Below are 23493 nucleotides of genomic sequence, written 5' to 3'. Positions count from 1 at the left end.
GGCATAGTTAAGTATCTTTATCAAAAGCGTATGGACAATAATGAAGAAGCGATCCGTTACATGACTGGCAGACTGATCCGTATAATCAATAAGCATAGCAGGATTGAGGAGCAACCCATAGTCCTTGGCGATGGGCTTGAGCTTACGCCGCGGGAAATCCGCTGTCTGCATGCCATTGGCCTCAATGAGGGGGCTAACTTGAAGAGCATAGCTTCCGTGCTTGGGGTAACCAAGAGCGCGGTTTCGCAGATGGTCGGAAAATTGGAAAAACGTGGGGTTGCCCGTAAAGAACATGCCCCGGATAACCGCAAGGAGCTTCTGGCAAGGCTTACAGATAAAGGTTGGGAGGCATTCAATATTCATCAGGAATTTCATGAGCGACATATGGCTAACCTGAAGAAACGTTTGGATGAATTTACCGATCCGCAGCTTGCAACAGCCTCGGCTGTCCTTGCGGTGGTGGAGACCGTGGTTGATGATCGGCTGGCTGAAATGTTCGGGAAGATTTAGCTTTTTTGCTCTGGCTGGTTAAGTCTTTTGTAAAACGAGTTTAATTCCCCAACTCCGCAGGAAGTGGATTTGGTGTTCGTTCGTAGGCAGCACCCCGTAGTGGTGGGCCTCAAGATGAGTAGTTGTGTCCGATTTAGATATTTTTTTGTCACAATAGTTAAGTATCTTAACTAAAAAGGAGGATTTTATGAACAGCATAGGCATAGATATCGGTTACTCCTCGGTAAAAGTGGCTGTTCTTGATGAACAGCGGAATATAATCAGTAGTAGGTATATACTCCACAAAGGGCGTCCAATCCAGATGCTGGCTGAAATGCTGGATGATTTGAAGCCGAAACTTGATACGGAGGAACTTTACGGGGCAGTTGTCGGTTCCGGTGGGAAGGTCTTCGCCGGAGAAGGGTTGGTCCATGGGGCAAACGATCTGGCTGCCGTTGTGGAAGGAGCGCAATTGCTGGCTCCCTCCTGCTCATCTATTATCGAAATCGGCGGTCAACGGGCCGGGTTTATTACCGGGTTTTCCAAGGAGATAAAGAGCGGGATAGAGTTTTCTCTTAATCCTGATTGTTCTGCCGGTACAGGTTCATTTCTTGAAGAGCAGGCTTCGCGTATAGGCATTGAGATTGAGGATTATTCTCGCATCGAATCCAAGGCAAATTCAACTCCCAGGATCGCCGGGAGATGCAGTGTCTTTGCCAAGACCGATATCACCCACCATCAGCAGGAAGGTGTATCCATTCCAGATATCCTGCGCGGGCTTGCTTATGCTACAGCCAGAAATTATCGCAATGCAGTCATGCGCGGGTTACCCAAACGCGCTCCGTTCTTTTTTGCCGGGGGAGTATCCCGGAACAAAGCCATTGTTTCTGCTCTGCTTAAGGTGCTGGATTTAAATGATGATCAGCTCATTATTCATCAACAGGGCAAAGTTGCCGGAGCTGTGGGAGCGGCGGTTATTGCCCGCAAAGAACGAAGAACATTAAATTTAGCACTGTTGCAGGATTTCTTAAAAAACAGTTGCGGCCCCATCATATGCGCGGAAGAGAAGGTCGTTCTGCCTGCACTGGCCGGTTACGGAATCGCAGATGGATCGGGCAAGCATATCTGCCGGGATATTTCTTTGGAAACTGAGTCCGTGGACTGCTGGGTAGGGGTGGATGTCGGTTCCACCAGTACCAACGTGGTGCTGGTAGATTCCGGCAATCGCGTACTCGGTTATCGTTATTTGCGTACTGCGGGCGATCCGGTCAAAGCGGTTAAAAGGGGGCTGGCCGAGCTCGGAGAGGATTTTGCCGGGAAAGTTAATGTTCTCGGCGCGGCAACCACCGGTTCTGGACGTAACATGACCGGGCGGCTTATTGGCGCGGATATAATCAAAGATGAAATCACAGCACAAGCCCGGGCTGCGGTCAGCTTTTGTCCGGATGTGGATACGGTCTTTGAGATTGGCGGGCAGGATTCAAAGTTCATTTCCATCAAGAACGGTGCTGTTTCAGATTTTCAGATGAACAAGGTCTGCGCCGCCGGGACCGGGTCATTTATTGAGGAGCAGGCTAAAAAGATCGGCATTGCACTGGACGATTACGCGGAGATTGCTTTCAAGAGTGAAGCCCCCCTTAATCTGGGTGAACGCTGCACCGTGTTCATGGAAACCAGCATTGCCGCACATCTCGCGCAGGGTGATCCAATTGAAGATATTGCCGCCGGGCTTTGCTATTCCATCATTAAAAATTACACCAACCGGGTGGTCGGCCGCAAAAAAGTAGGAAAGAAAATCCTTCTGCAAGGCGGAGTGGCCTACAATCAAGCCATTATCAATGCATTTCGCGCCGTCCACGGCATGGATGTACAGGTGCCGCCATTTTTCAGTGTGACCGGAGCTGTCGGCGCGGCTATCATTGCCCGCGAAGAGATGAAAGGGGCAACATCGTTTAAAGGGTTCTGCCTGGAAAATGAGCAGCCGGATTTAGTGGAAGTTGAAGCTGAGCCGCAATTCGCTCCCGGTTCATTCAACAAGCAGGTGCAGGACTTTATTTTTCGCGACTATGACGGAACAATTGATCCGCAGAAAAAGACTGTGGGTATGCCCCGTACTCTGTTTACTTTTGGTATGTTCCCCATGTTCCACACCATTCTTAAGAGGATGGGGGTGAATGTTGTTCTCTCTGACCCCACTTCCAATGAAACTATCAGGCTGGCGCAGGAATATTCCCTTGATGAAACCTGCTACCCGGTCAAGCTTATAAACGGGCATGCGGCCCAATTGGTGGAGCGGGGGGTGGATTTCCTGTTCTTCCCCGACCTTTTTACCGCTTTTCATCCCAATTCAAAGTCCCGTCAGACTTACGGTTGCGCTTACATGCAGCTGGCTTTCAAGATCATCAGCGAAGCTATGAAGCTGGAGGAAAAGAACATCAAGCTGCTTTCCCCGACGCTGGCATTTAATCAGGGACCTGATTTTATGAAGAATGTGTTTGCAGATCTTGGCAGGCAATTGGGCAAGACTCCGGAAGAGAGTGGGGCTGCCGTACAGTTCGGGATGGATTATTTCCGGGAATATCAAAAACGTATGAGCCACAGAGGCAGAGAGACTCTGAATTCCCTTGATCCCAACTCCAAGGCTTTTGTGCTTATCTCCAAGATATACGGAGTGGCCGACCCGGTGTTGAACATGGGCATCCCGGACAAACTTGCTGAAATGGGCTACCGGACTATTCCTCTTTTTGATCTCCCGGAATCGGATATTTTTATGGAGCATCCCAATATGTTCTGGCCTTTCGGTCAGCACATGTTAGCCGCTGCCAAATTGGTGGCCAAGCATCCCAACCTTTATCCCATATTCCTGACTCATCACGGTTGCGGACCGGATACGGTCTTTGCACATTATTACGGTGAAATCCTGAAGGACAAACCGTCCCTGACCATTGAGGTGGACGAGCACTCCTCCAGTGTGGGCGTACAGACTCGGGTGGAAGCCTTTGTAAACAGCTTGAGCAGGGTGCCGGAGCGAGAAGCGCTTGCTGTGGAGGAATATGTGAATCTGGGGTCTGCTGATCCGGTGAATATTCAGACGGATTGTTCGCAACTCGGTTCCCGTCCTTTGTTGTTGCCGGACTTTTATCCTTATTCCGATATCGGCTGCGCCATGCTTCAGGCCAGCGGGATTGATGCCCGGGTTATTCCTGCTGCTTCAAAAGAATCCGTGGATATAGGGCGCAGGTTTTCTTCAGGTAATGAATACTTTTCCCTGACAGCCTTGTTGGGGGAAGTTCTTTCTTCTTTGCAGAAGGATGTGGGCGCGGTCAGTCCGGCTGTGCTTATCCCCCAGAATGAGGGAGCTGAGGTGGATGGGCAATACAGCCGTTTTATGCGCTGCGTATTTGATCAGGAAGGGCTGGAGAATGTTCAGTTGATCTCTCCGTTTATGGAAGAGTTGCGGGTGCTTAACGATGATGATGCCCGCAAGCTTTTCCTTTGCCTGCTGGCTGGTGACCTTGTGCTGCTTACTCCTCCCGCTTTGCGGGCAGAGACACTTGAATTTGTGCTCCGTCTGGCCTCACGCGGGCAGTTGGGTATTGAAAAGCTTGAGTCCACAGCCCGGATTATTCGTGAAAGTCTTGCCCGGCAGGATTATGAGGGAGCGATCATGGCCATCGGCGAACCGCTGGTTCTTTTCAAGAGTCTGCTCAATGACAATACCTTTGACAGACTGGAAGAGCAGGGCCGCCGGGTCATTTATGCTCCTTTGAGTGAGTACGTTTGGAATCATTGGTATGACTATTACAATTTCAACAAGGTTGATTCGCATTCATCCCTGCGCAGTAATATTGCTCAATTTAAGGAGTATCTGGGTAGGATTTCTGATTTGCTGGGTGAATTCAGCCATTACGAAAGCAGTTTTGGTTCCCTTAAAAAAACCGCCGACCGGGGCCTCGGATACTATGCCGGAGGATTCGGTCGTTATCGGGGAGCCAAGATCATGGAAAGGGTGGCCGGGGTCAAAGGGGTAATCTCGGTCACCTCCATGTACGAAAATACCGGGATAAGTCTCGGCATCCTCAAGGATCGTCTGGATGACAAGCCCTATGCCCCGATTTTGTCCCTAACCTTTGACGGCAACCGGAATGAGAATAACAGGCTCAAGGTGGATTCCTTTCTATACAATCTTTAACGGCAGCAAAGAGGTCGCAATGAATAAAGAACATAAAACCGGCATACGTTGTCACGGCGGACATGGCCGTCATAGGCGGGGGCCCACCAGTTACGGCATGCACGATTCAAATCAGGTCTTCAAAGCTCTTGCTCTTCAGGATGGTAATGTCTTCCTCGATCTGGGGTGCGGTCCCGGAGATTACTCGATCCATGCCGCCGGCGATGTGGGAACATCCGGCAGGGTTTACGCTTTTGACAGCAATAACGCGATGCTGGAGCAGGTAAAGTTGCAGGCTGAGGAGAACGGACTGAAAAATATCAGCACTTCTCTTGGTGATATGACCGGTAAGTTACCGTTTGAGGACGATAGTGTGGATACCTGCTTCATGAGCACTTCCCTGCATTGTATGAGCCTTGAAGAATATGGGAAATCAATCTTTGCGGAGGTCCGTAGAGTTTTGAAAGTTTCGGGAGAAGTCGCTGTGCTGGAATGCAAAAAAGAAAGGACTGAATTTGGTCCGCCGTTACATATGCGTATTTCCGGCGATGAACTCAAAACTGTACTCGGGCCTCTGGGGTTCACTGAGTCTAAATATGTGGATCTTGGGTTTAATTATTTGATTTGTTTCACAAAAAAATGATATGGAAGGAATTAAAATATGAAAATTCTCAATCTTTACGGTTCTCTTAACGGCCAGACCGAGAAAGTGGCCCTTGAAATCGAAAAGGCGGCAGTTCAGGCCGGGCATAATGTCAGCACCGTTAATCTTAATAAAGAAGGCGTGATTTTCGACCTGCTGAATTACGATCTTACTTTTGTCGGTTCTGGGGTTTATACTTGGCTTCCGGGAAAGAGTGTGCAGAGTTGGATCAACAGGCAGCTAGGCAATGCCCGCGACAATAATCTGATTCTTCCCGGATCACCGCGCATTCCCGGCAAATTTGCCTGCGTTTACTGCACCTACGCCGGGCCGCATACCGGGGAGGCCGAGGCCATCCCGGCTTTGAAGTACATGGGCCAGCTTTTCGATCATCTGGGGGTTACCGTAGCTGATGAATGGTCGATTGTGGGGGCTTTTGTTCCGGAAAAGATGCAGCACTTCAATACCAGCGGACGACTGGGAGATATCGAAGGCCGTCCTAATGCTGATGACTTGAAGCAGGTCCGCGAAAGGACGGTTGGGTTGTTGGGGACTCTGCAATCTGTATAGACTTTTAAAAAAGTAGCCTTTCCCTGTTTCAGGAAAATTAACGCCCCGCAGTGTCTTCACATTGCGGGGTCTTTATTATGCGGCGATCTTTGTTTGCCGCAATACGTATGTATGTTATGCTTTATTTGGACTCTAGCCTGTTCACGATGTTTTAGGGCGGGGTTTTACAGTACATACTCGATTGCGGAGGGAAAATGGATCTACTTGATCTGGGTAGAAAGCCGGTCAGCGAAGAACACCCGGCCGGGGCAGATGCCCGTTACGAACCGGAATATGACCTTTTGCAGCAGGAGATAGATAAGCTTGCCAGCGCTACTGCCGGTGGTGCTGTGGATTGGAAGCGGGTGGTCAAGCTCGGTTCGGTGATCCTGAACACCAAGTCAAAGGATTTGAAAATCGCTTCATATCTTGGTGTGGGGCTTTTGCACCTTAAAGGAGTCGAAGGTCTTTCTGCCGGGGCGCAACTCCTGCTCGATTTGATTTCCAATTTCTGGGACACGCTTTATCCGGCAAAAAAACGTATGCGCGGTAGATTCAGTGCTGTCAGTTGGTGGGCCGAAAATGCCGAAAAATTTCTTAAAAATTATGATGACGGTGATCTTGCCAAGGACGTTGTGGATCTGCTGGGTAAACGCATATCTGATCTGGACGGGGCCTTGGCTGAAAAATCAGAAGACGCGCCTGTTCTCAGAGATTTATCCGGGGCTGTGCGGCGACTGCCAGTGGTGGCGGAGCCTGATTTAAAGCAGTCCGCCTCATCCGAAGGAAGCGATGCTTCCAGTGTTGTCCCGCCCATCGGGACGACTACCCTCTCCGCTCCCCATGCTGCGCTCAGTGTGGGCAATATAAATTCTTCTGAAGAATATGCAGCCGGACTAAAGAACGCTCTTGTTGCTCTAGGTTCTGTGTCCGAATATCTTCTTGCCAACAATCTCTCAGCTGCCGAGGGCTATAGGTTGCGGCGCATGTCTGCGTGGATGCCTATTGCTGTACTTCCGCCTGCGGAAAACGGGCGGACCATGATCCCTGCACCGGACGGCCCGGTCAAAGATTCCATTCTCAGTCAGCTTCAAAAATCTGATTTTGCCGGGGGCTTGCGTGAGGCTGAATCCCGCATCGGGGAATATCTGTTCTGGCTCGATCTAAGCCGCATGTCAGCTGAGGCTCTGAAAGGTTTAGGCGATGGATATGCCGACGCATTGGCCGCTCTTGAACTGGAAACAGGGTTTTATGTGCAGCGCCTGCCCGGTTTGGCTTCCCTGAGCTTTGCTGACGGCACTCCTTTTGCCGATCCCAAGACACGTTCATGGTTGCAATCCCTTGGGAAAAGTAAGGGTGGTGGTGCTCTCGGGACAGAGGGTAAAGCGGACGAAGTTGCTGAAATAATGATCAAAGCTAACGAATTGGCAGCGGACAAAAAAATGTTCGAGGCAGTTTCCATCATTTGTGATAGTATCAATACATCTCCCTCTTTGCGCTCTGCTTTCCGGTTGCGTTCCGAGTTGACCGGATTGCTTACGGCAGAGGAACAGGCCGGAGTGGCTCATGCACATGCAGTTGAATTGCTGGAACAAATTGACAGTTCCGGCCTTGAGAAGTGGGAGCCGGAGCTGGCTTTGTCCGGGCTGCTGGCTGCCTACGGGGCCATGGTCGCAGAGGGCGGACCGGAGGCAGCTGCAAAGAGTATTGAAATTTTACAGCGTATCAGCAGGCTCAGCCCTGTTGAGGGGTTGAAAATTAACGGATTTAACTGACGGTTTGGACTGATCCCAGAAACTTTTCAGCGGAGGTCTTGAATATGGCTAAAGAAGGTTCAGTTGCTCCCAAGGAGCGGGTTAACATTGTTTACAAGCCTGAGACAGGAGACGCCAAGGAAGAGGTCGAGCTTCCTCTCAAGCTGTTGGTGGTCGGAGATTTCACCCAGAAGGAAGATGAGCGCATGGTCGAGGATCGTGATCCGGTGAATATCGATAAGGATAATTTTAACGAAGTCCTCAAGGCACAGGATCTTGAGCTGAATATGGGGGTCGAGAACAAGCTCGGCGATGACCCGGATGCGCAGATGGCGGTCAAACTTAAATTTGAAAGCCTTAAGGATTTTGATCCGGATCGGATTATCAAACAGGTACCGGAGCTGCAAAAACTTATGGAATTGCGTGAGGCCCTGAAAGCCCTGAAGAGTCCGCTCTCCAATGTGCCGGAATTCAGGAAAAAAGTTCAGGAACTGGTCAAGGATGACGGCGCGCGCGAAAAGCTGCTTAAAGAACTTGGAATCGAGTAGGGAGACTATCCATGGCAGAAGAAAAACTTGAACAACAGCAGGCTGCGCAGTCGGCTGCCGAAGGTTCGCTTCTTGATGACATTGTGGAAGCCACCAAGCTTAAGCCCGAAGATGAAGCCTATTCCGTGACCAAGGCCGGCTTGCAGGCATTCCTTGAGGAAATGGTCAAGCCGGAACGCGAGGGAGCCAAAATTTCCGGTAATCTTGTGGACGACATGCTGGCCCAGATTGATGGAAAGCTTTCCTCCCAGATGGACAGCATCGTCCACAATAAGGATTTTCAGAAAATGGAATCCTCGTGGCGGTCACTTAAATTTCTGGTGGATCGCACCAACTTTCGGGAAAACGTACGTATCCAGATGATGAACGTATCCAAAGAGGATATGCTGGATGATTTTGACGACGCCCCGGAAATTACCAAATCCGGACTCTACAAGCAGGCCTATACTGCGGAATACGGACAGTTCGGCGGCCAGCCCTTCGGGGCCATCATCGGCAATTACGATTTCGGGCCCGGCCCGCAGGATATGAAGCTGTTGCAATACACCGCTTCGGTTTCAGCCATGTCCCATGCGCCGTTTATCGCCGCAGCCGGACCGGATTTTTTTGGCATTGAAAAATGGAGTGAACTGCCCAATCTCAAGGATCTTAAATCCATTTTTGAAATGCCGCAGTACGCCAAATGGAATTCTTTCCGCGAATCGGATGATGCCCGCAATGTGGGGCTGACTCTACCTAAATTCCTGCTCCGGCTTCCCTACGGACCGGAAACACTTCCGGCCAAGAGTTTTAATTACCACGAGTCCGTATCCGACGGTGATGATGACTTTTGTTGGGGCAACACCGCTTTTGCTTTTGCCTCCAAGCTGACCGACTCATTTGCCAAGTACCGTTGGTGTGCCAATATTATCGGACCGCAGGGCGGTGGGGCTGTGGAAGACCTGCCTCTCTATCAGTACGAGGCCATGGGGGCGGTGCAGACCAAGATTCCTACTCAGGTACTCCTTTCCGAGCGTAGGGAATTTGAGCTTGCCGAAGAGGGCTTCATCGGTCTGACCATGCGCAAGGGCAGTGACAACGCGGCCTTCTTCTCCGCTAACTCCTGCCAGAAACCGAAGTTCTTCGGCACCAGCAAGGAAGGTAAGGAAGCAGAGCTTAATTACAAGCTCTCCACCCAGTTGCCTTACATGATGATTATGGACCGCTTGGCCCATTATATCAAAGTCATCCAGCGCGAAAATATCGGCACATGGAAGGAACGTGGCGATCTGGAGCGTGAACTGAACACTTGGATTTCCCAGTATGTCACCGAGATGGACAACCCCGCACCAAGTGTGCGCAGCCGCCGTCCCTTACGCATGGCCAAGATTGAGGTCAGCGATGTGGAAGGTGATCCGGGCTGGTATCAGGTTTCCCTGAAGGCCCGCCCGCACTTCAAGTACATGGGGGCTTCTTTCACCCTCTCATTGGTGGGCAAGCTGGAGAAGGAATAGTTAGTCGAAAGAGTCCGGTTGTTGTCCCATATTGGGGCGGCAGCCGCTGCAACGGTCAACCTTTAATCATGCATTTTGAGGAGAAGGGTTATGGCACTTACTTCGTATATGAAGGTAACAGGAAAGACTCAGGGACAGATCAAAGGTGATTGCAACCAGCTCGGTGATAAAAAAGATACCATGCTTGTCTATGCGCTGGATCATAATGTGGAAATCCCCAAAGACACACATACCGGACTTCCCACCGGGCAGCGTATCCACAAACCGTTCACCGTGACCAAGCATGTGGACAACGGTTCTCCCAAACTGGCTCAAGCCTGCTGTAAGGGTGAGCAGCTTACCGTAGAAATTGACCATTACCACATCGACGCCACTGGAATTGAGAAGAAGTACTACACCATCAAAATGGAAGAAGCGATCATCGTTAACCTGCATAGTTACAAACCCATAACTTTCCTGCCCGATAACAAAGGGTATCACGACATGGAAGATGTGAGTTTCACCTATTCCAAAATTACTTGGACCTACGCTGACGGCAATATCGAATACACCGATGATTGGAAATCCAGCTAATATTGATATTCAGGACAGGGGATTACCCCTGTCCTGAATAACGGAGAAAATATTGACCACTCAGCGTTTGCTCGAACGTATACGTTTCATGGAAGAGGACCCGGACTGGCGGGACTCTGCCGAGCCGGGGCAGGTGGTCAAGTCTGTGCTGGATTACCTGCGGATGATCCTGAACACCCGGCAGGGCAATGCCCAGATCGCTCCTGATTTCGGAGTGCCGGATTTTACTTCCATGATCGGGGCTACCGGGTTGGATGCGGTACGCTCCATTGAGGAATCCATGACCGAGGTTATCCTAAAATATGAACCCCGGCTGGCAAACGTAAATATTGAATTTGTTCCCATGGAGGATAACCCGCTGGCTCTGCATTTCAAGTTGCAAGCCAAGCTGGCCTTAGAGGGCCAAGACATGCCCGTAGTATTCGAGACGGTTCTCGATCCCGACGGACAAATTTCAGTGAAAGATAATTAACGCACGCCTAACCAAACAAAGCGGCGAAGCCCTATTAAAAGTTTTTGGGAGAGTCCAGAGAACCCTTTTTACAAAAAGTTTCTCTGGCCCTCGGAGAGCCGCCGGAGGCATCTTAAATATGATCGAAAAGTATTATCAGAGGGAACTTAGCCATTTGCGCGAACTGGCGGTGGAATTTTCCAAAACCCACCCCGCGCTGGCTCCCATGCTGACCGGACCGGGCGCCGATCCTGATGTGGAACGGCTTCTGGAAGGCTCGGCATTTTTGTCCGGCATGATCAACCAGAAGCTGGATGATGAATTCCCGGAGATAGTACACGGTCTGGTGCAGCTGATTTTTCCGCATTACCTGCGTCCTATCCCTTCCACTACTATTGTTAAATTTACCCCCAAACCGAGTTTGATGGAAAGCATCCGGGTCCCTGCCGGGGCGCAAATAGGGTCCATCCCGGTCAGCGGAACGTCCTGCATATTCGCCACAACTTATGATGTGGACCTGCACCCGCTGAGTATAACCGGGGTCGATCTGGTCAAAGAGGCCGGGACTTCGGGTTCCTTGACCATCAATCTGGAATTGAAGGGTCTTCCACTGGATGAATGGGATAATTCCAGTTTGCGTTTTCACCTGACCGGAGACGCGGCTTCAGCTTCCATGCGTTATAAATTCTTGTTTAACTATATCCGCGATATCCAGATCAGCGGGGAAGACGGAAGTCTTTGCGTGCTCGCCAAGAGTAATTTCAAGGCTGTAGGGTTTGAGGATGAAGAAGCTTTGCTGCCTTATCCCTCGCAATCCTTTCCGGGCTACCGGATTTTGCAGGAATATTTCATTCTGCCGGAAAAGTTCCTTTTTTTTGAAATTACCGGGCTGGATAACTGGCGCTACCGGGGCGGAGGCTCAAAGTTCAAGATAGTTCTGGAACTGGAGAAAATTCCCCAGACTTTTGACCGCTTTACCAAGGAAGACATTTGTTTGTTCGCCACTCCGGCCATCAATTTGTTTAAGCGCGATGCTGAACCTGTGATTCTTGACCACAAGAGGCCGGAATATCAAGTCCGCCCGTCAGGAGATTCCGGGGGGGATTATCAGGTTTATTCCGTGGATTCAGTGGTGGGCTATGTGCAGGGCACGGTGGAAGAAAAACCTTATAAGCCGTTCCATATGTTCAATCCGCAGGCCGGAGAAATGCCTGTCTACACTGTGCATCACCGCCGTTCTCCAGTGCGGGACAAGACTGATCTTTTTGTTTCCGTGGCTTACCCGGCGCAGGGTAGTGAACCCATGACCGAGACTCTTTCTATGGCTTTGACCTGTACCAATGGCACCCTGCCGGAAAAGTTGCGTTACGGCGATATCAGCAAACCAACCGGAACTTCTCCAGAACTGGCCTCTTTCGAAAATATTCGCCAGCCTACTTCCCCGGTTCAGCCTCCGTTGGGCCGGAATCTGCTCTGGCGGCTGCTCTCACACCTTTATCTAAACTATCTTTCCGTGGCTGATGTGGAAAGTCTGCGGGCCATGGTCAAACTTTACATTTTTACCGATACCCGCGACCGGAGCGCGGTGGTGGCCAATACCAAAAGGGTGGAAGCCATTTCCGGTATGGAGGTAAGCGAGGGGGACCGTCTGGTACGTGGGCTGGTTATGCGTGGGCGGGAAATCAAGATGTCGCTGAGCTGTGACGGCTTTGCCAACAGCGGTGATCTTTATCTTTTCAGTTCGGTGATGGACCGGTTTTTTTCCGGCTATGCCTCAGTCAATTGCTTCACTCGGCTGACCGTTGAGGACACCTTAAACAAGGAGCTGTATAAGTGGGCTGCGATGATCGGAAATCGTCCGCTTCTGTAACCGGAAGCCTGTTCGACAAACCGACCGGGTTTTCCTTTTTTCAAGCTATCCGGCTGTTGCGGTTGCATTCGCATACCTGCACTGAAAAGGAGCTTGAAGAGTTCTTTCGCGACCATCTTCGTGTGCGTCCGCAACTCTCCCTCGGCTTTCCGGCCACCGATCTAATCGACATTGAGCAACAAAAAGATGAGGACGACGATTTTTACCGCCTTGAAGCCACCTTTTTGGGACTTTACGGGGCTTCCTCTCCACTCCCGGTTTTTTATACCGAGGAATTGCTGTCCGAAGCTTCCGATGACAAGTCTGTTACCCGTGATTTTTTGAATATCCTGAACAACAATGCCTACGTGCAGTTCTTCCGGGCCTGGAGTCGTTCCCGGTTGATGATCAAGGCTGTGGATGAGCAGGATCATTCATGGCTTGAACGGTTGGACAGCCTGTTGGGCTTCGGTCACTACAAGGCTTTTTCCCATGTTCCGCCGGAATGCCGCCGTTATCGTCATATCGGACTTTTGACTCAGTATCCGCGCAGTGCGCTGGGCCTTGAAACCCTGCTTAAGGATTCCCTGCGCCATGCGGATATTCATGTGGAGCAATGCGTGTTGCGTAAGGTCAAGATCCCCGAAGACCAGCGTTTCTGCCTTGGGGAAAGCTCCAATGTTTTGGGCGAGCGGTCATGGATCGGGGAAGAGTTGGAAGACCGCAATAGCAAATTCGCGGTCCATCTGCGTAAACTGGATTCAGGGCGTTTTCACCAGCTGCTGCCCGGAGACGGCAACGGCAAGAAGTTGGATAATCTGGTGCGCGGCTATCTGGTGGAACCGTTTAAATATGATCTGGTCCTTGAAATGATGCCCGGTGAGGCCAATGCTGCTGTACTCGGCGGAGAGGGATGGTCTGCACTTGGCTGCGATACCTGGGTTTTTGCCGGGGAACATCTGGAACATGCAAAAGCGTCTTTTCCCAATAAAGGCGGACACATCCATGAGAGGTACGAAGCATGATCAATGTGGACATAAGAAATCTGCTTTCAAAACTGGACACTTTCTGCACCAACGCATTGCACAATGCAGCGGGCCTTAGCGTTTCGCTCAGCAATTACGAAGTTTCGGTGGAACATTTTTTCATCAAATGCATTGAGGAAGTGAACAGCGACCTGCCGCTTATTTTCCGTCAATACGGGGTGGAAGCACCGCGGGTTAACGCCTCACTTACGGATGTGTTGCAGGATTTCAAAACCGGGAATTCCGGCAAACCTGTGTTCTCGCCCATGCTCTTGGAGCTTTTTGAGGACGCATGGCTGATTTCATCGGTGGAACTTGGCGAAACCCGCATCCGTTCCGGGGCAGTGTTGCTGGCCTTTTTGGGCAAACCTAATTTTTATGCTTCCGGCAATTATGGTGATCTTTTTTCAGCCATTAACCGTGAAACCCTGCTTAAAGAATTCTGGACCGTAACCAAAGCGTCAGTGGAATATAAGATGCCCGCCGCCGCACCGGGAGCCAGTGGAGCTGCTCCTTCCAAGGGAGATGGTGGATTTATTGAGCGTTTTTGTGTTGATTTTACTGCCAAGGCCCGTGAGGGCGGCATTGATCCGGTTTTCGGGCGTGACCCGGAAATGCGCCAGATGGTAGATATTCTTGCCCGCCGCCGTAAGAATAACCCCATTCTGGTGGGTGAACCGGGTGTGGGTAAGACTGCGGTTATTGAGGGAATGGCCCTGCGTATTACTGAAGGCGATGTGCCGGAAGTCTTGAGTGATGTAACTTTGCTCGGTCTGGACATGGGCTTGCTCGAAGCTGGAGCCGGGATGAAGGGCGAGTTTGAAAACAGGCTTAAGGGTGTCATCGACGAGATCAAATCCAGCGAGACACCGATTATCCTGTTCATTGATGAAGCGCACACTCTTGTGGGAGCCGGGGGGGCCGCCGGGGGCGCGGACGCCGCCAATCTGCTCAAGCCGGCATTGGCCCGCGGGGAGCTGAAGACCTGCGCCGCCACCACTTGGACTGAGTACAAGAAATATTTTGAAAAGGACCCGGCTCTTGCCCGCCGCTTCCAGCTGGTTAAGCTGGATGAGCCGTCTGTGGACACTTCGACGATCATTTTGCGCGGGCTGCGCGAAAGTTACGAAAAGGCCCACAACGTAATCATCCGTGATGACGCCAACGTGGCTGCGGCTGTTTATTCCGACCGCTACATTGCCGGACGTTTCCTACCGGATAAGGCCATCGACTTGCTGGATACCACCTGCGCCCGGGTCAAGGTAAATCTTTCGGCCAAGCCCGGAAGGTTGGAGGATTGCCAGCGCATAGTACAGGCCCTTGAAAGGGAAAAGAAAGCCGTGGACCGTGACCGCTCCAACGGTGTGGAAGTGGATGAAGATCACTACAAAGAGCTTTTAGAACAGATTGAAATCAAAAATTCTGAGGCCGCGGAAATCAGCGAAAAGTGGCTCAAGGAAAAGGACGCCGCCCACGCAGTACTGGATGTTAGGGCCCAGATTCAAGAAACACGCAATGGTGACTCTGTTGCAGTAGAAACAGGCGAAGGCGAGGCGGTCGAAGACAATTCCGCTGGAGACGAAGAAAATCTTTCCAAGCTCAAAGAAGAATTGAATAAGGTTGATGCTGCTTTAGCCGAACTTCAGGGCGAAGATCCCATGGTCCAGATTGAGGTTACCCCTGATCTGGTGGGCCGCGTTGTTTCCGATTGGACTGGAATCCCGGTGGGTAAGATGGCCCGTGATGAGGCGGCTACTGTTGCTGACCTTGATGAAAAACTCAACGTGCGCATCAAAGGACAGGATCAGGGGCTTGAGGCAATTGCCGAGGTCATCCGCGCTTCCAAGGCCGGGATCAAGAACCCGGACCAGCCCATTGGCGTTTTCCTGCTGGTTGGCCCTTCCGGTGTGGGTAAAACCGAGACCGGACTTTCGCTGGCTGATCTGCTCTTCGGGGATGAGCGGTCAGTAGTTACTGTGAATATGAGCGAATTTCAGGAAAAGCATACTGTTTCTCGGCTGATTGGTTCTCCTCCGGGGTACGTGGGGTACGGCGAGGGCGGTATGCTTACCGAAGCTGTGCGCCGTCAGCCTTATTCGGTGGTCCTTCTGGACGAGGTGGAAAAGGCTCATCTGGACGTGATGAACACATTCTATCAGGTCTTTGACAAGGGAGTGCTCACCGACGGCGAGGGCAAGGATATCAACTTCAAGAATACCATTCTCATCCTGACTTCCAATCTCGGCACGGATGTTATTCAGGAAATGACTACCGCAGAAGGTGAGGACGAGATGCCCATGGACGCGGTGCTTTCCGCAGTGCGGCCCATTCTTTCTCAGCATTTCAAGCCTGCACTTCTGGCGCGTATGAACGTAGTTCCCTTTTTCAGTCTTAATCCTGACGCCATGAAAATGATCACCAAACTTAAGCTTGGCAAGCTGGAAAAAATGCTTCTTGCCAACAATAAGATGAAGCTGAGCTACGGCGATGAAGTTGTGGATCAGATTGCGGCCCGCTGCACTGAAGTGGAAACCGGGGCGCGCAACATTGAATATATTCTGAACGGCAATGTGCTGCCGAAGATGTCAAAGGAAATCCTGCTGCATATGACCGAGGGCGGTATGCCTGCGGCAGTGCATCTGGGTGTGGACGAAGACGGTTCCTTTACCATGGAATTTTCCGCTGAATAAAGAGCATGAGAGGGTAGTTTTATGGCAGATAACTCCAAGCCCAAGTTTGTTTTTGAGTCCAAGGGTGCGGATAAGAACACCTTCAGCGTAGTCCGCTTCAAGGGAACTGAGGGGCTTTCGAGTATTTACCGTTTCAGCATCATGTTGATTTCGGAGAAGAATGATCTCGATATAGGTTCTATCCTTCAGAATCCGGCGGAATTCACTATTAAACGGGATGACGGGGATATTCCGTTCAAAGGCATCCTCAGTTCTTTTGAGCAGATGCATCAGGTGGGGAAGATATGCTTTTACCGCGCGGAACTTGTTCCTAAACTTTGGTGGGCCACCCTGACCCATTGCAACCAGATTTTTCTTAATGAGAATGCGCAGGGCTTCCTAGGTGATGTGCTCAAAAAGGCAGGACTCAAAGAGGGGCTGAGCTTTGATTTCAAACTGCAAGGTTCCTATCCCTCGTGGGAATATATCTGCCAGTATGATGAATCCCATTTCAATTTTGTCTCTCGCTGGATGGAACGGGACGGCATGTATTACTATTTTGAACAGACCGAACAGGGCGAAAAGATGGTCATTACCGATACTCATATTTCCCATTCGCCCATGAAGGAAGGGACCAGCCTGACCTATTCTCCGCCCAGCAATCTTGACCACACCCATCGCGAGGAGATCGTCAAGAATTTCACGCTCAAGCAGCAGCCTTTGCCCAAAAAAGTGCTGCTTAAAGATTATAATTACCGCAAGCCCAGTCTTGAAATGAAGGCTGAGGCCATGGTTTCGCAGCAAGGGATGGGCGAAATTTATATTTATGGCGAACATTTTAAGACTCCGGGTGAAGGAAATACCTTAGCCCAGATCAGGGCGCAGGAATTTCTCTGCCGGGAAAAGGTATTCCACGGTGTGTCTACAGTTCCTTACATTCGTACCGGGTACATTTTTGAGTTGAAGGATCATTACCGTCAGGATTTCAACCAGCGTTATCTGACCACTGAAGTTGTTCATGAGGGCAGTCAGGAAGCTTACCTTGTTTCCGGTTTGGGTCTCAATCTTGCGGAAGATGCGGACCGTCTTTATTACCGCAATTCATTTACCTGCATCCCGGCCAACACCCAGTTCCGGGCAGAGCGCAAGGCTGTGAAACCCAAATTTTCCGGGACCATCAATGCTAAAGTAGATGCATCCGGCAGTGGTCAGTATGCCGAACTGGATGGCGAAGGACGTTACAAGGTGATCATGCCTTTTGATGAGTCCGGGCGTAGCGGCGGAAAGGCTACCACATGGTTACGCATGGCTCAGCCATACGGTGGTTCCAATCATGGAATGCATTTCCCGTTGCACAAAGACACTGAGGTACTGATCACTTACGTTGAGGGAGATCCGGATCGCCCTATCATCCAGTCAGCGGCTCCCAACCCTGAAAATCCCAGTTTGGTTAAGGATGCCAATCAGACCAAGTGTATTCTCGTCACTGGAGGTCAGAATTTATTTCATATTCAGGACAAGCAGGGCAGTGAGGGTATGCACCTTAAAACTCCCAAAGATAATACTTATGTGCGGCTTGGTTCAGCCGCAGCAGAGCCTTCAGGCGGCGAAAGTTCAATGACTGAGGATAAGGTTAAAGAAATTGCAGACGAGCAGATCGAAGCAAAAAAGAAAGAAGAAAGTCTGGCTCTATCTACTGAAGGTAATATCAAAATTAACGGTAAGAACATTGCCAGCTATATTCTCGGTAATGAGAGCAAGGTTGTGCTCGGTTTTTCTCAGTTGGTAAACATCGGTAACGATACCAAATTCTTTGGTGCTCTTAAGGAGGACATCGTTGTCGGCATGGAGACCGGGATAAAACTCGCCTTACTTAATGAGATAACTGCTACAAAAAATGGGCTGGTGCTTGGTACTGCCCTTAAAGCTGAAACAGAGCGTGAAGAATTGATCGCCGACCATCACCGGATGAACATAGATATGACTAAGCTCAACGCTACCTGTGCTGAAATTAATGGCGATCTGAGTACGATTCGCGAAGCACACACCAATCTTTCTGTGGATTTTGATGACCTGAAGGGTGCAACTGCACAGCTGGCAGGGGAAGCAAGCAAGCTTGCCGGACAGGTTGATGAAGTTTGGGGAGAGATGGACACCGTGGCTGGGAATCTAACTCATCTTTGTGGGGAAGTTACCGCCTTGGCAGGGGAGGACAATAAAATTGTTGGAGTAATGGCTAAGAGTATTGGTGAGTCCACAAAGTTGATCGGGACCAGCTCCAATGTAACTGCTGAAACAAGTCAGATATCAGGCGAAATGAACAATATTGCCGGACTCATCAACAACATCTAGGCAATAACATCTAGCCCCGGAGTATCATGAAGATATTTAAGGAAAAGCAACATTCCTTTTTTCCTCGCCCGCTGGGTATTCGGGATAAATATTATCTCAGTGTCGGGGTTATGGCTTTTTTCGATCTTAATGATCCCGACAATCTGCTTGATGAGCAGGAACTTTGGAAAACAGTAACCACACAGCTCGGACCCAAGCCTATTCTAGATCAGGGTGTACCCAAGCCGCGCGGCGAGTTTCTGGTTAGCGGATCATGTTTTGCCCCGCGCGGACAGTCCCGTCCAGCCTCTCAGGTGCAGGTTCGGGTGGGGGAAAAAGAAAAGACGCTTAATATCTTTGGGGATCGTTATTGGAAAAACGGATTGATCAGTGAAGCTGAGCCGTTTGTGGAAATGCCCGTAGTCTGGGCTAATGGTTTCGGCGGACCGGACTACGCCAAAAATCCATTGGGTAAAGGCATGGGGAAAGTCCCTATGCATGATGGTTCCGAGGCGATTCCTCTGCCTAATATCGAGCTTCCGCAACAGCAGATAGGCTCCCCCTCCCAGAAACCGGACCCGGCTGGGTTTGGGCCGCTTGATCTCATGTGGCCCCAGCGGACTAAGAAGAACGGCACTTATGATGAAAAATGGAAAAATGAGCGTTGGCCTTTTTTTCCTGATGACATGAATTACGAATTTTTCAACGCAGCCAGTGAAGATCAGTTCATGGACGGTTATTTCAAGGGCGGTGAGCCTGTTGAAATTAAGAACATGCATCGGGATTTTCCGTTTATTGAAAGCGCGTTGCCCAGCTTGCGCATGCGTTGTTTTGTGACCGTTAATAAGAATTTCAAGCCGCACAAGTTTCCGGTGGGGCCACTGCCATCCCACCAGATAAGCGAAGATGAGGAGTTCCGCGAAGTTTCCACTCGTTTGGAAACAGTATGGTTTTTTCCTTCGATCATGCGCGGGCTCCTCATCTATCGTGGAACCACTGAAGTTGTTGATGACGAGGGCGCGGATGTGTTGCGGGTCATGATCCGCCATGAAGTGCAGGACGAAGACCCTAAGTCCATCGAGCATTACCGGGACTTGCAGATCAAGCTCCTTGATCGCGGGGTGGACATTGATATGTCCAAGGCTGAAGAGGCCATGCAGAAGGCCAAGAAGTCTTTGCTCAAGATTAAAAATATCCCAAAATTTGCTGATGGAATTCGCCAGAAAGCTCTTGGCAATCGTCCTTCCATGCCTGCACAGGAACCGGAAGAGGTGCTCGCTGGGGCGCAGAAGATAATCGCAGGACATTACAAGACACTGGACAGTCTGGAATCTATGGCCCGCAAGGCTCACGCCGAGCACGGGCATTTGGTGGATATCAATCTCGGGGTATTTAATAAGTTTCGGGGTAAAATTGCTGACCTTGAAAAGAAGCTGACAAGTACAACAGCAAAGTTCTCCGCCACCAAGAAAAAACTTGAGGCATCCCGAAAGGCTGCGGTTAAAGATGCTTCGACTAAGCTGAAAGGAATCAAGCCCGAGCATCTTAAGAAAAATGATCTTGATCCTGATGAACCGATTTCCCCTGAATTTCCTTTTCATAAAAAGGTCAACCCGTGGCATGACCGGGGTTTTCCGTTGGTTGCGCGCTGGCGCAGGGCTCTGGAAAATGACCGCGAGACCATGAAAAGACTCACTGACCTTGGCATTGAACGCAAGACCATCAAGCGCATGTGGCTAGGTGTTAACAGTGAGGATTTAACCGAATATCCTGCGAATTGGGGGCTGGACGGCGAGAATGATTTTATCGTCCCAGCAGGGTTGGTGCTACCCCGGTTTGACGGGCCGGTGCTCAATCATATCAAGACTAATCCGGGAGGATTTGCAGACGGCAAAGAGCAGTTTGTTCCCGGTTCGGACAAAGCACCGCTCTTCCTGCCCAGCGCTACACTTATCGATTTGCCGACCATGCCTGCGGCTTCCGCTGCCCCGGTGGTCTGCGTAGCTGATGAGTTACAGGCCATGTTTATGGAGCAGGAAGTGGGAGATTTTTGCTCTATCCTGACCCTCGGTTCACCCAAAGATAAGCCGGGTAAAGACGCGGCTAAGGAATTGAAAAATGCACTTGCTGTTTTGATTGTCCGGCCTGAAAAGTGGCGTGATGACAGAGATCTTAAAGCAGAGTGGGCCGACTGGCAGTCCGCACTTAAGACCGCTCAGCCGTTGGAACTTGAGCATGGACGTACCGTTTTTGAATCCAGCAAAAAAGGCAGCGATATCCGGCAGTGGGTGCTGGATCATTTGCCCGTTGAGCATGGGGCAGAGCATTCCATAGCCATGGCTATGCCGGAAAAAGGCAGTCCCCCGAATGACAATTTTCTGAAAGGTTTTATGCCCCCGTTCCCGGATGTGAAAGGGTTGGCAAAAGGCATCCATGCCGAGGTTAAAAAGAGTATGGAAGCGAAATTCGTCCCGCTCAAGGCCAAGCAGGACGAGATGCTTAACCTGATGCGCGAAAAAGCTGAGAAATATTCCAAGCTGGGGGCTGATCCATCTAAAGTGGTTCTTGGGGCGACAAGCCCGAAGCAGCCCCCTACGCAATTGGGTAAAGATGCTGCCGCCAAGATTAGGAGCCGGGCCGCTGAGTTGACTAGGAGTAAACAGATTACCCCTGAAATTGCCGCTAAAATGGAGACTGAAGCTTCGAGGGCGGAAAAAACAGGTGCAAAGCTTGATGCCCATAAGGCGAAACTGCTCAAAAAGTTTGAAGCCAAAAAAATCGAGCTGGCTGAAGGGCTTAAAAAACTCGAAGCCAAGGAATTGCCTGATGATGCCGCAGCAAAGCTTGCCGAGCATGGGTTAAGTGCTGACTCCCTGCGCTCACTTACCCGTGAAGAAGTTCAGCGTTACCATGAGCAGGGTAAATCCTTGGTTGGGGCGGTGCTTTCCGGGGTGGATCTTTCCGGGCTTGATCTTTCCGGCGCGGATTTAAGCAAATGTCAGCTTAAAGGGACGAATTTCAAAAATACAGTTTTGGATGGCACAAAGCTGGTTCAAGCTCTGGGAATTGGGGCCGATTTTAGCAAGGCTTCCCTTAAGAGGGCGGACCTTGGACGCGGTTTATTCAATAAAGCTTTGTTTAAAGAGAGCGATCTAAGCGGGGCCATTGCCGCGCAGGCTATCTTTAAAGGTGCTGATTTTTCCAAAGCCGTACTTGATGATGCCAATTTCGACATGGCTATCCTTGAGAAAACAGACTTTACCGATGCGGATCTCAAAGGCGCACGCATCAATATGTGTATGATTAGCGGTAAGGCGGATCGGTCCGATTTCAGCCAGTCGACCATCAAAAAATCCATCTTCAAATCTTCTTCACTCAACCAGGCAAATTTTAGTGAAGCCTCGGTAAACGAGTCGTTGTTCAATGGTGTTGATGCCCAAAAAACTGACTTCACTGATGCCAATCTGGATAAACTTCGTACCGGACGTAATTCCCAATTCAAGGATTCCGATTTCCGCAATGCCACCCTGCGTGGCGCGGCTCTGCGGGAGTCTGATTTTACCGGTTCTGATTTTCGGGGTGCGGATTTTGAGAACGGGCTGATCGATAATTCGCAACTGGTTAGGGCTAATTTGAACGGTGTTTCCGCCAAAGGAGCACGCTTCACCAAGAGCAATCTTGAAGCTGCATCCATGCGGGCAGCAAATATTCATATGGGCGGCATGCGCAAGGCCCGGTTGGTGGATACCGACCTGCGCGGTTCCAACCTTTTTGCTGTTGATTTCTACAAGTCCGTGCTCGGTGATACCCGTTTTGAAGCTGCCAATCTCAAGCGCAGTCAGTTGCATGGTAAACTCGAACTGCTGGATGACGACTCATGAGCAAGCTAAGTAGCGAACAGATACTTGCGGCTATTGCAGATAACCAGACCCTGCGCAATGTGGATCTTTCCGGAGCTGACCTTTCCGGAGCTGACCTCACCGGGGGGCGTTTCCACAATGTTAAGTTGCATGGTGCGAACCTTTCAGGTGCCAATATCCTCAAAACCGGATTCAAGAATTGTGAATTCAACGAGGCTCGTTTTGACGGAAGCGACCTGACCAAGCTTAATTTCCAAGGTATGAGTTTTGCCGGGGCTTCTTTTAAGGAAGCAAAAATCCACATGGCTATGCTCCAGAAGGCCGATTTCAGCGGGGCTGATTTTTCCGGGGCGGAGTTAACATGGTCCATGGCTCAGCATTCAAGTTTTAAGGGTGCTAACATGCGTTCCATGAAGATCGTCAAAACCGTGCTTTCTCATTCCTCTCTGGACGGGGCTGATTTCTTTGGGGCCAATCTGGATCGGGTGGTTTTTAACGGTTCTTCCTTCAAGGGCACAAAGTTTAAGGGCGGAACCTATTTCAAGATAATGATGCGTGAGGCGGATCTGGAAAATCAGGATATTTCCGGGCAGCTTTTTTCGCAGGTGTTACTGGACAGTGCGAATCTGCGCGGAGCCAACCTTGCCGGGGCCGACATGACCATGTCCAATTTCATGGGCGCAGACCTCACCGGGGCCGATCTTTCTGGGGCAACATTGCGTAGTTGCATGTTTAGCGGGGCCGTTCTTCGCGAGGCAGATTTCAGCCGTGCGGATCTTACCAAGTCTTATTTCGGCGGGGCGGATGCGACTATTGCTGATTTTAGCGGGGCGACCATGGTACATGCCATCTTTGCCAAAGCGATTTGTCAGGCCACTAAATTTGTGGGGGCCAGTTTGCAGCATTCTGATTTTTCGCATGCGGACCTGACCCATGCGGATTTCAGCAGGGCTTCCATGTATCGGGCCAAGCTGCATTGCATAATTGAGAAGGGAACGCACTGGGATGGTGCGTCCCTGATTATGCTGCAAGGCACGGATAAAGATATGGAAGAAGCCGAAAACTGGGTACACGGAGGATAAAGGAGG

The 23493-nt window shown here is 50.5% G+C and carries 15 protein-coding genes; all 15 read left to right on the top strand.

Annotated features, from left to right (window positions below; translation table 11 throughout):
• The first annotated feature begins 30 nt into the window (after nucleotides 1-30).
• The 15 genes from D0S45_09920 (at nucleotide 31) to D0S45_09850 (ending at nucleotide 23487) form a co-directional block, all read left to right on the top strand.
• The gene (locus tag D0S45_09920) at nucleotides 31-510 is read left to right on the top strand and encodes a MarR family transcriptional regulator (GenBank protein ID TIH15889.1); all 480 of its coding nucleotides are present in this window, start codon (nucleotides 31-33) and stop codon (nucleotides 508-510) included.
• A 187-nt stretch (nucleotides 511-697) separates the two neighbouring features.
• Nucleotides 698-4681 carry a CoA activase gene (locus D0S45_09915; protein ID TIH15888.1) on the top strand — a complete coding sequence of 1328 codons (3984 nt, stop codon included), beginning with the start codon at nucleotides 698-700 and terminating at the stop codon, nucleotides 4679-4681.
• A 19-nt stretch (nucleotides 4682-4700) separates the two neighbouring features.
• Nucleotides 4701-5303 carry a methyltransferase domain-containing protein gene (locus D0S45_09910; protein ID TIH15887.1) on the top strand — a complete coding sequence of 201 codons (603 nt, stop codon included), beginning with the start codon at nucleotides 4701-4703 and terminating at the stop codon, nucleotides 5301-5303.
• Nucleotides 5304-5321: 18 nt separating this feature from the next.
• Entirely contained in the window at nucleotides 5322-5873 is a 552-nt protein-coding gene (locus tag D0S45_09905; GenBank protein ID TIH15886.1) for a hypothetical protein, read from the top strand.
• 194 nt (nucleotides 5874-6067) lie between these two features.
• Entirely contained in the window at nucleotides 6068-7627 is a 1560-nt protein-coding gene (tssA, locus tag D0S45_09900; protein ID TIH15885.1) for a type VI secretion system protein TssA, read from the top strand.
• Nucleotides 7628-7671: 44 nt separating this feature from the next.
• Nucleotides 7672-8154, top strand: coding sequence for a type VI secretion system contractile sheath small subunit (gene tssB / locus D0S45_09895; GenBank protein ID TIH15884.1), 483 nt, complete (start codon nucleotides 7672-7674; stop codon nucleotides 8152-8154).
• Nucleotides 8155-8165: 11 nt separating this feature from the next.
• A complete protein-coding gene (tssC, locus tag D0S45_09890) occupies nucleotides 8166-9647 on the top strand; it encodes a type VI secretion system contractile sheath large subunit (GenBank protein TIH15883.1) in 1482 nt (493 codons plus the stop codon).
• Nucleotides 9648-9737: 90 nt separating this feature from the next.
• Nucleotides 9738-10220 carry an Hcp family type VI secretion system effector gene (locus tag D0S45_09885; protein TIH15882.1) on the top strand — a complete coding sequence of 161 codons (483 nt, stop codon included), beginning with the start codon at nucleotides 9738-9740 and terminating at the stop codon, nucleotides 10218-10220.
• A 52-nt stretch (nucleotides 10221-10272) separates the two neighbouring features.
• On the top strand, nucleotides 10273-10692 hold the full coding sequence (gene tssE / locus D0S45_09880; protein TIH15881.1) for a type VI secretion system baseplate subunit TssE: 420 nt from the start codon (nucleotides 10273-10275) through the stop codon (nucleotides 10690-10692).
• Nucleotides 10693-10810: 118 nt separating this feature from the next.
• Nucleotides 10811-12541 (top strand): type VI secretion system baseplate subunit TssF, encoded by a 1731-nt coding sequence (tssF, locus tag D0S45_09875; protein ID TIH15880.1) that lies wholly within the window; start codon nucleotides 10811-10813, stop codon nucleotides 12539-12541.
• On the top strand, nucleotides 12505-13545 hold the full coding sequence (gene tssG / locus D0S45_09870) for a type VI secretion system baseplate subunit TssG (GenBank protein ID TIH15879.1): 1041 nt from the start codon (nucleotides 12505-12507) through the stop codon (nucleotides 13543-13545). The genes tssF and tssG overlap by 37 nt, the downstream gene beginning before the upstream one ends.
• Nucleotides 13542-16235, top strand: a complete 2694-nt coding sequence (gene tssH, locus D0S45_09865; protein TIH15878.1) for a type VI secretion system ATPase TssH — start codon at nucleotides 13542-13544, stop codon at nucleotides 16233-16235. Before tssG ends, tssH begins: the two co-directional genes overlap by 4 nt.
• A gap of 21 nt (nucleotides 16236-16256) precedes the next feature.
• Nucleotides 16257-18566 (top strand): type VI secretion system tip protein VgrG, encoded by a 2310-nt coding sequence (gene tssI, locus D0S45_09860; protein TIH15877.1) that lies wholly within the window; start codon nucleotides 16257-16259, stop codon nucleotides 18564-18566.
• A gap of 26 nt (nucleotides 18567-18592) precedes the next feature.
• Nucleotides 18593-22426, top strand: a complete 3834-nt coding sequence (locus D0S45_09855; protein TIH15876.1) for a DUF2169 domain-containing protein — start codon at nucleotides 18593-18595, stop codon at nucleotides 22424-22426.
• A complete protein-coding gene (locus tag D0S45_09850; protein TIH15875.1) occupies nucleotides 22423-23487 on the top strand; it encodes a pentapeptide repeat-containing protein in 1065 nt (354 codons plus the stop codon). Before D0S45_09855 ends, D0S45_09850 begins: the two co-directional genes overlap by 4 nt.
• Nucleotides 23488-23493: the final 6 nt, after the last annotated feature.

Source organism: Marinifilum sp. JC120 (assembly GCA_004923195.1).
In the GTDB taxonomy this organism is placed as follows: domain Bacteria; phylum Desulfobacterota; class Desulfovibrionia; order Desulfovibrionales; family Desulfovibrionaceae; genus Maridesulfovibrio.
The sequence above is the reverse complement of the archived record's forward strand: the minus strand, read 5'-3'. Positions and strand labels throughout refer to the sequence as shown.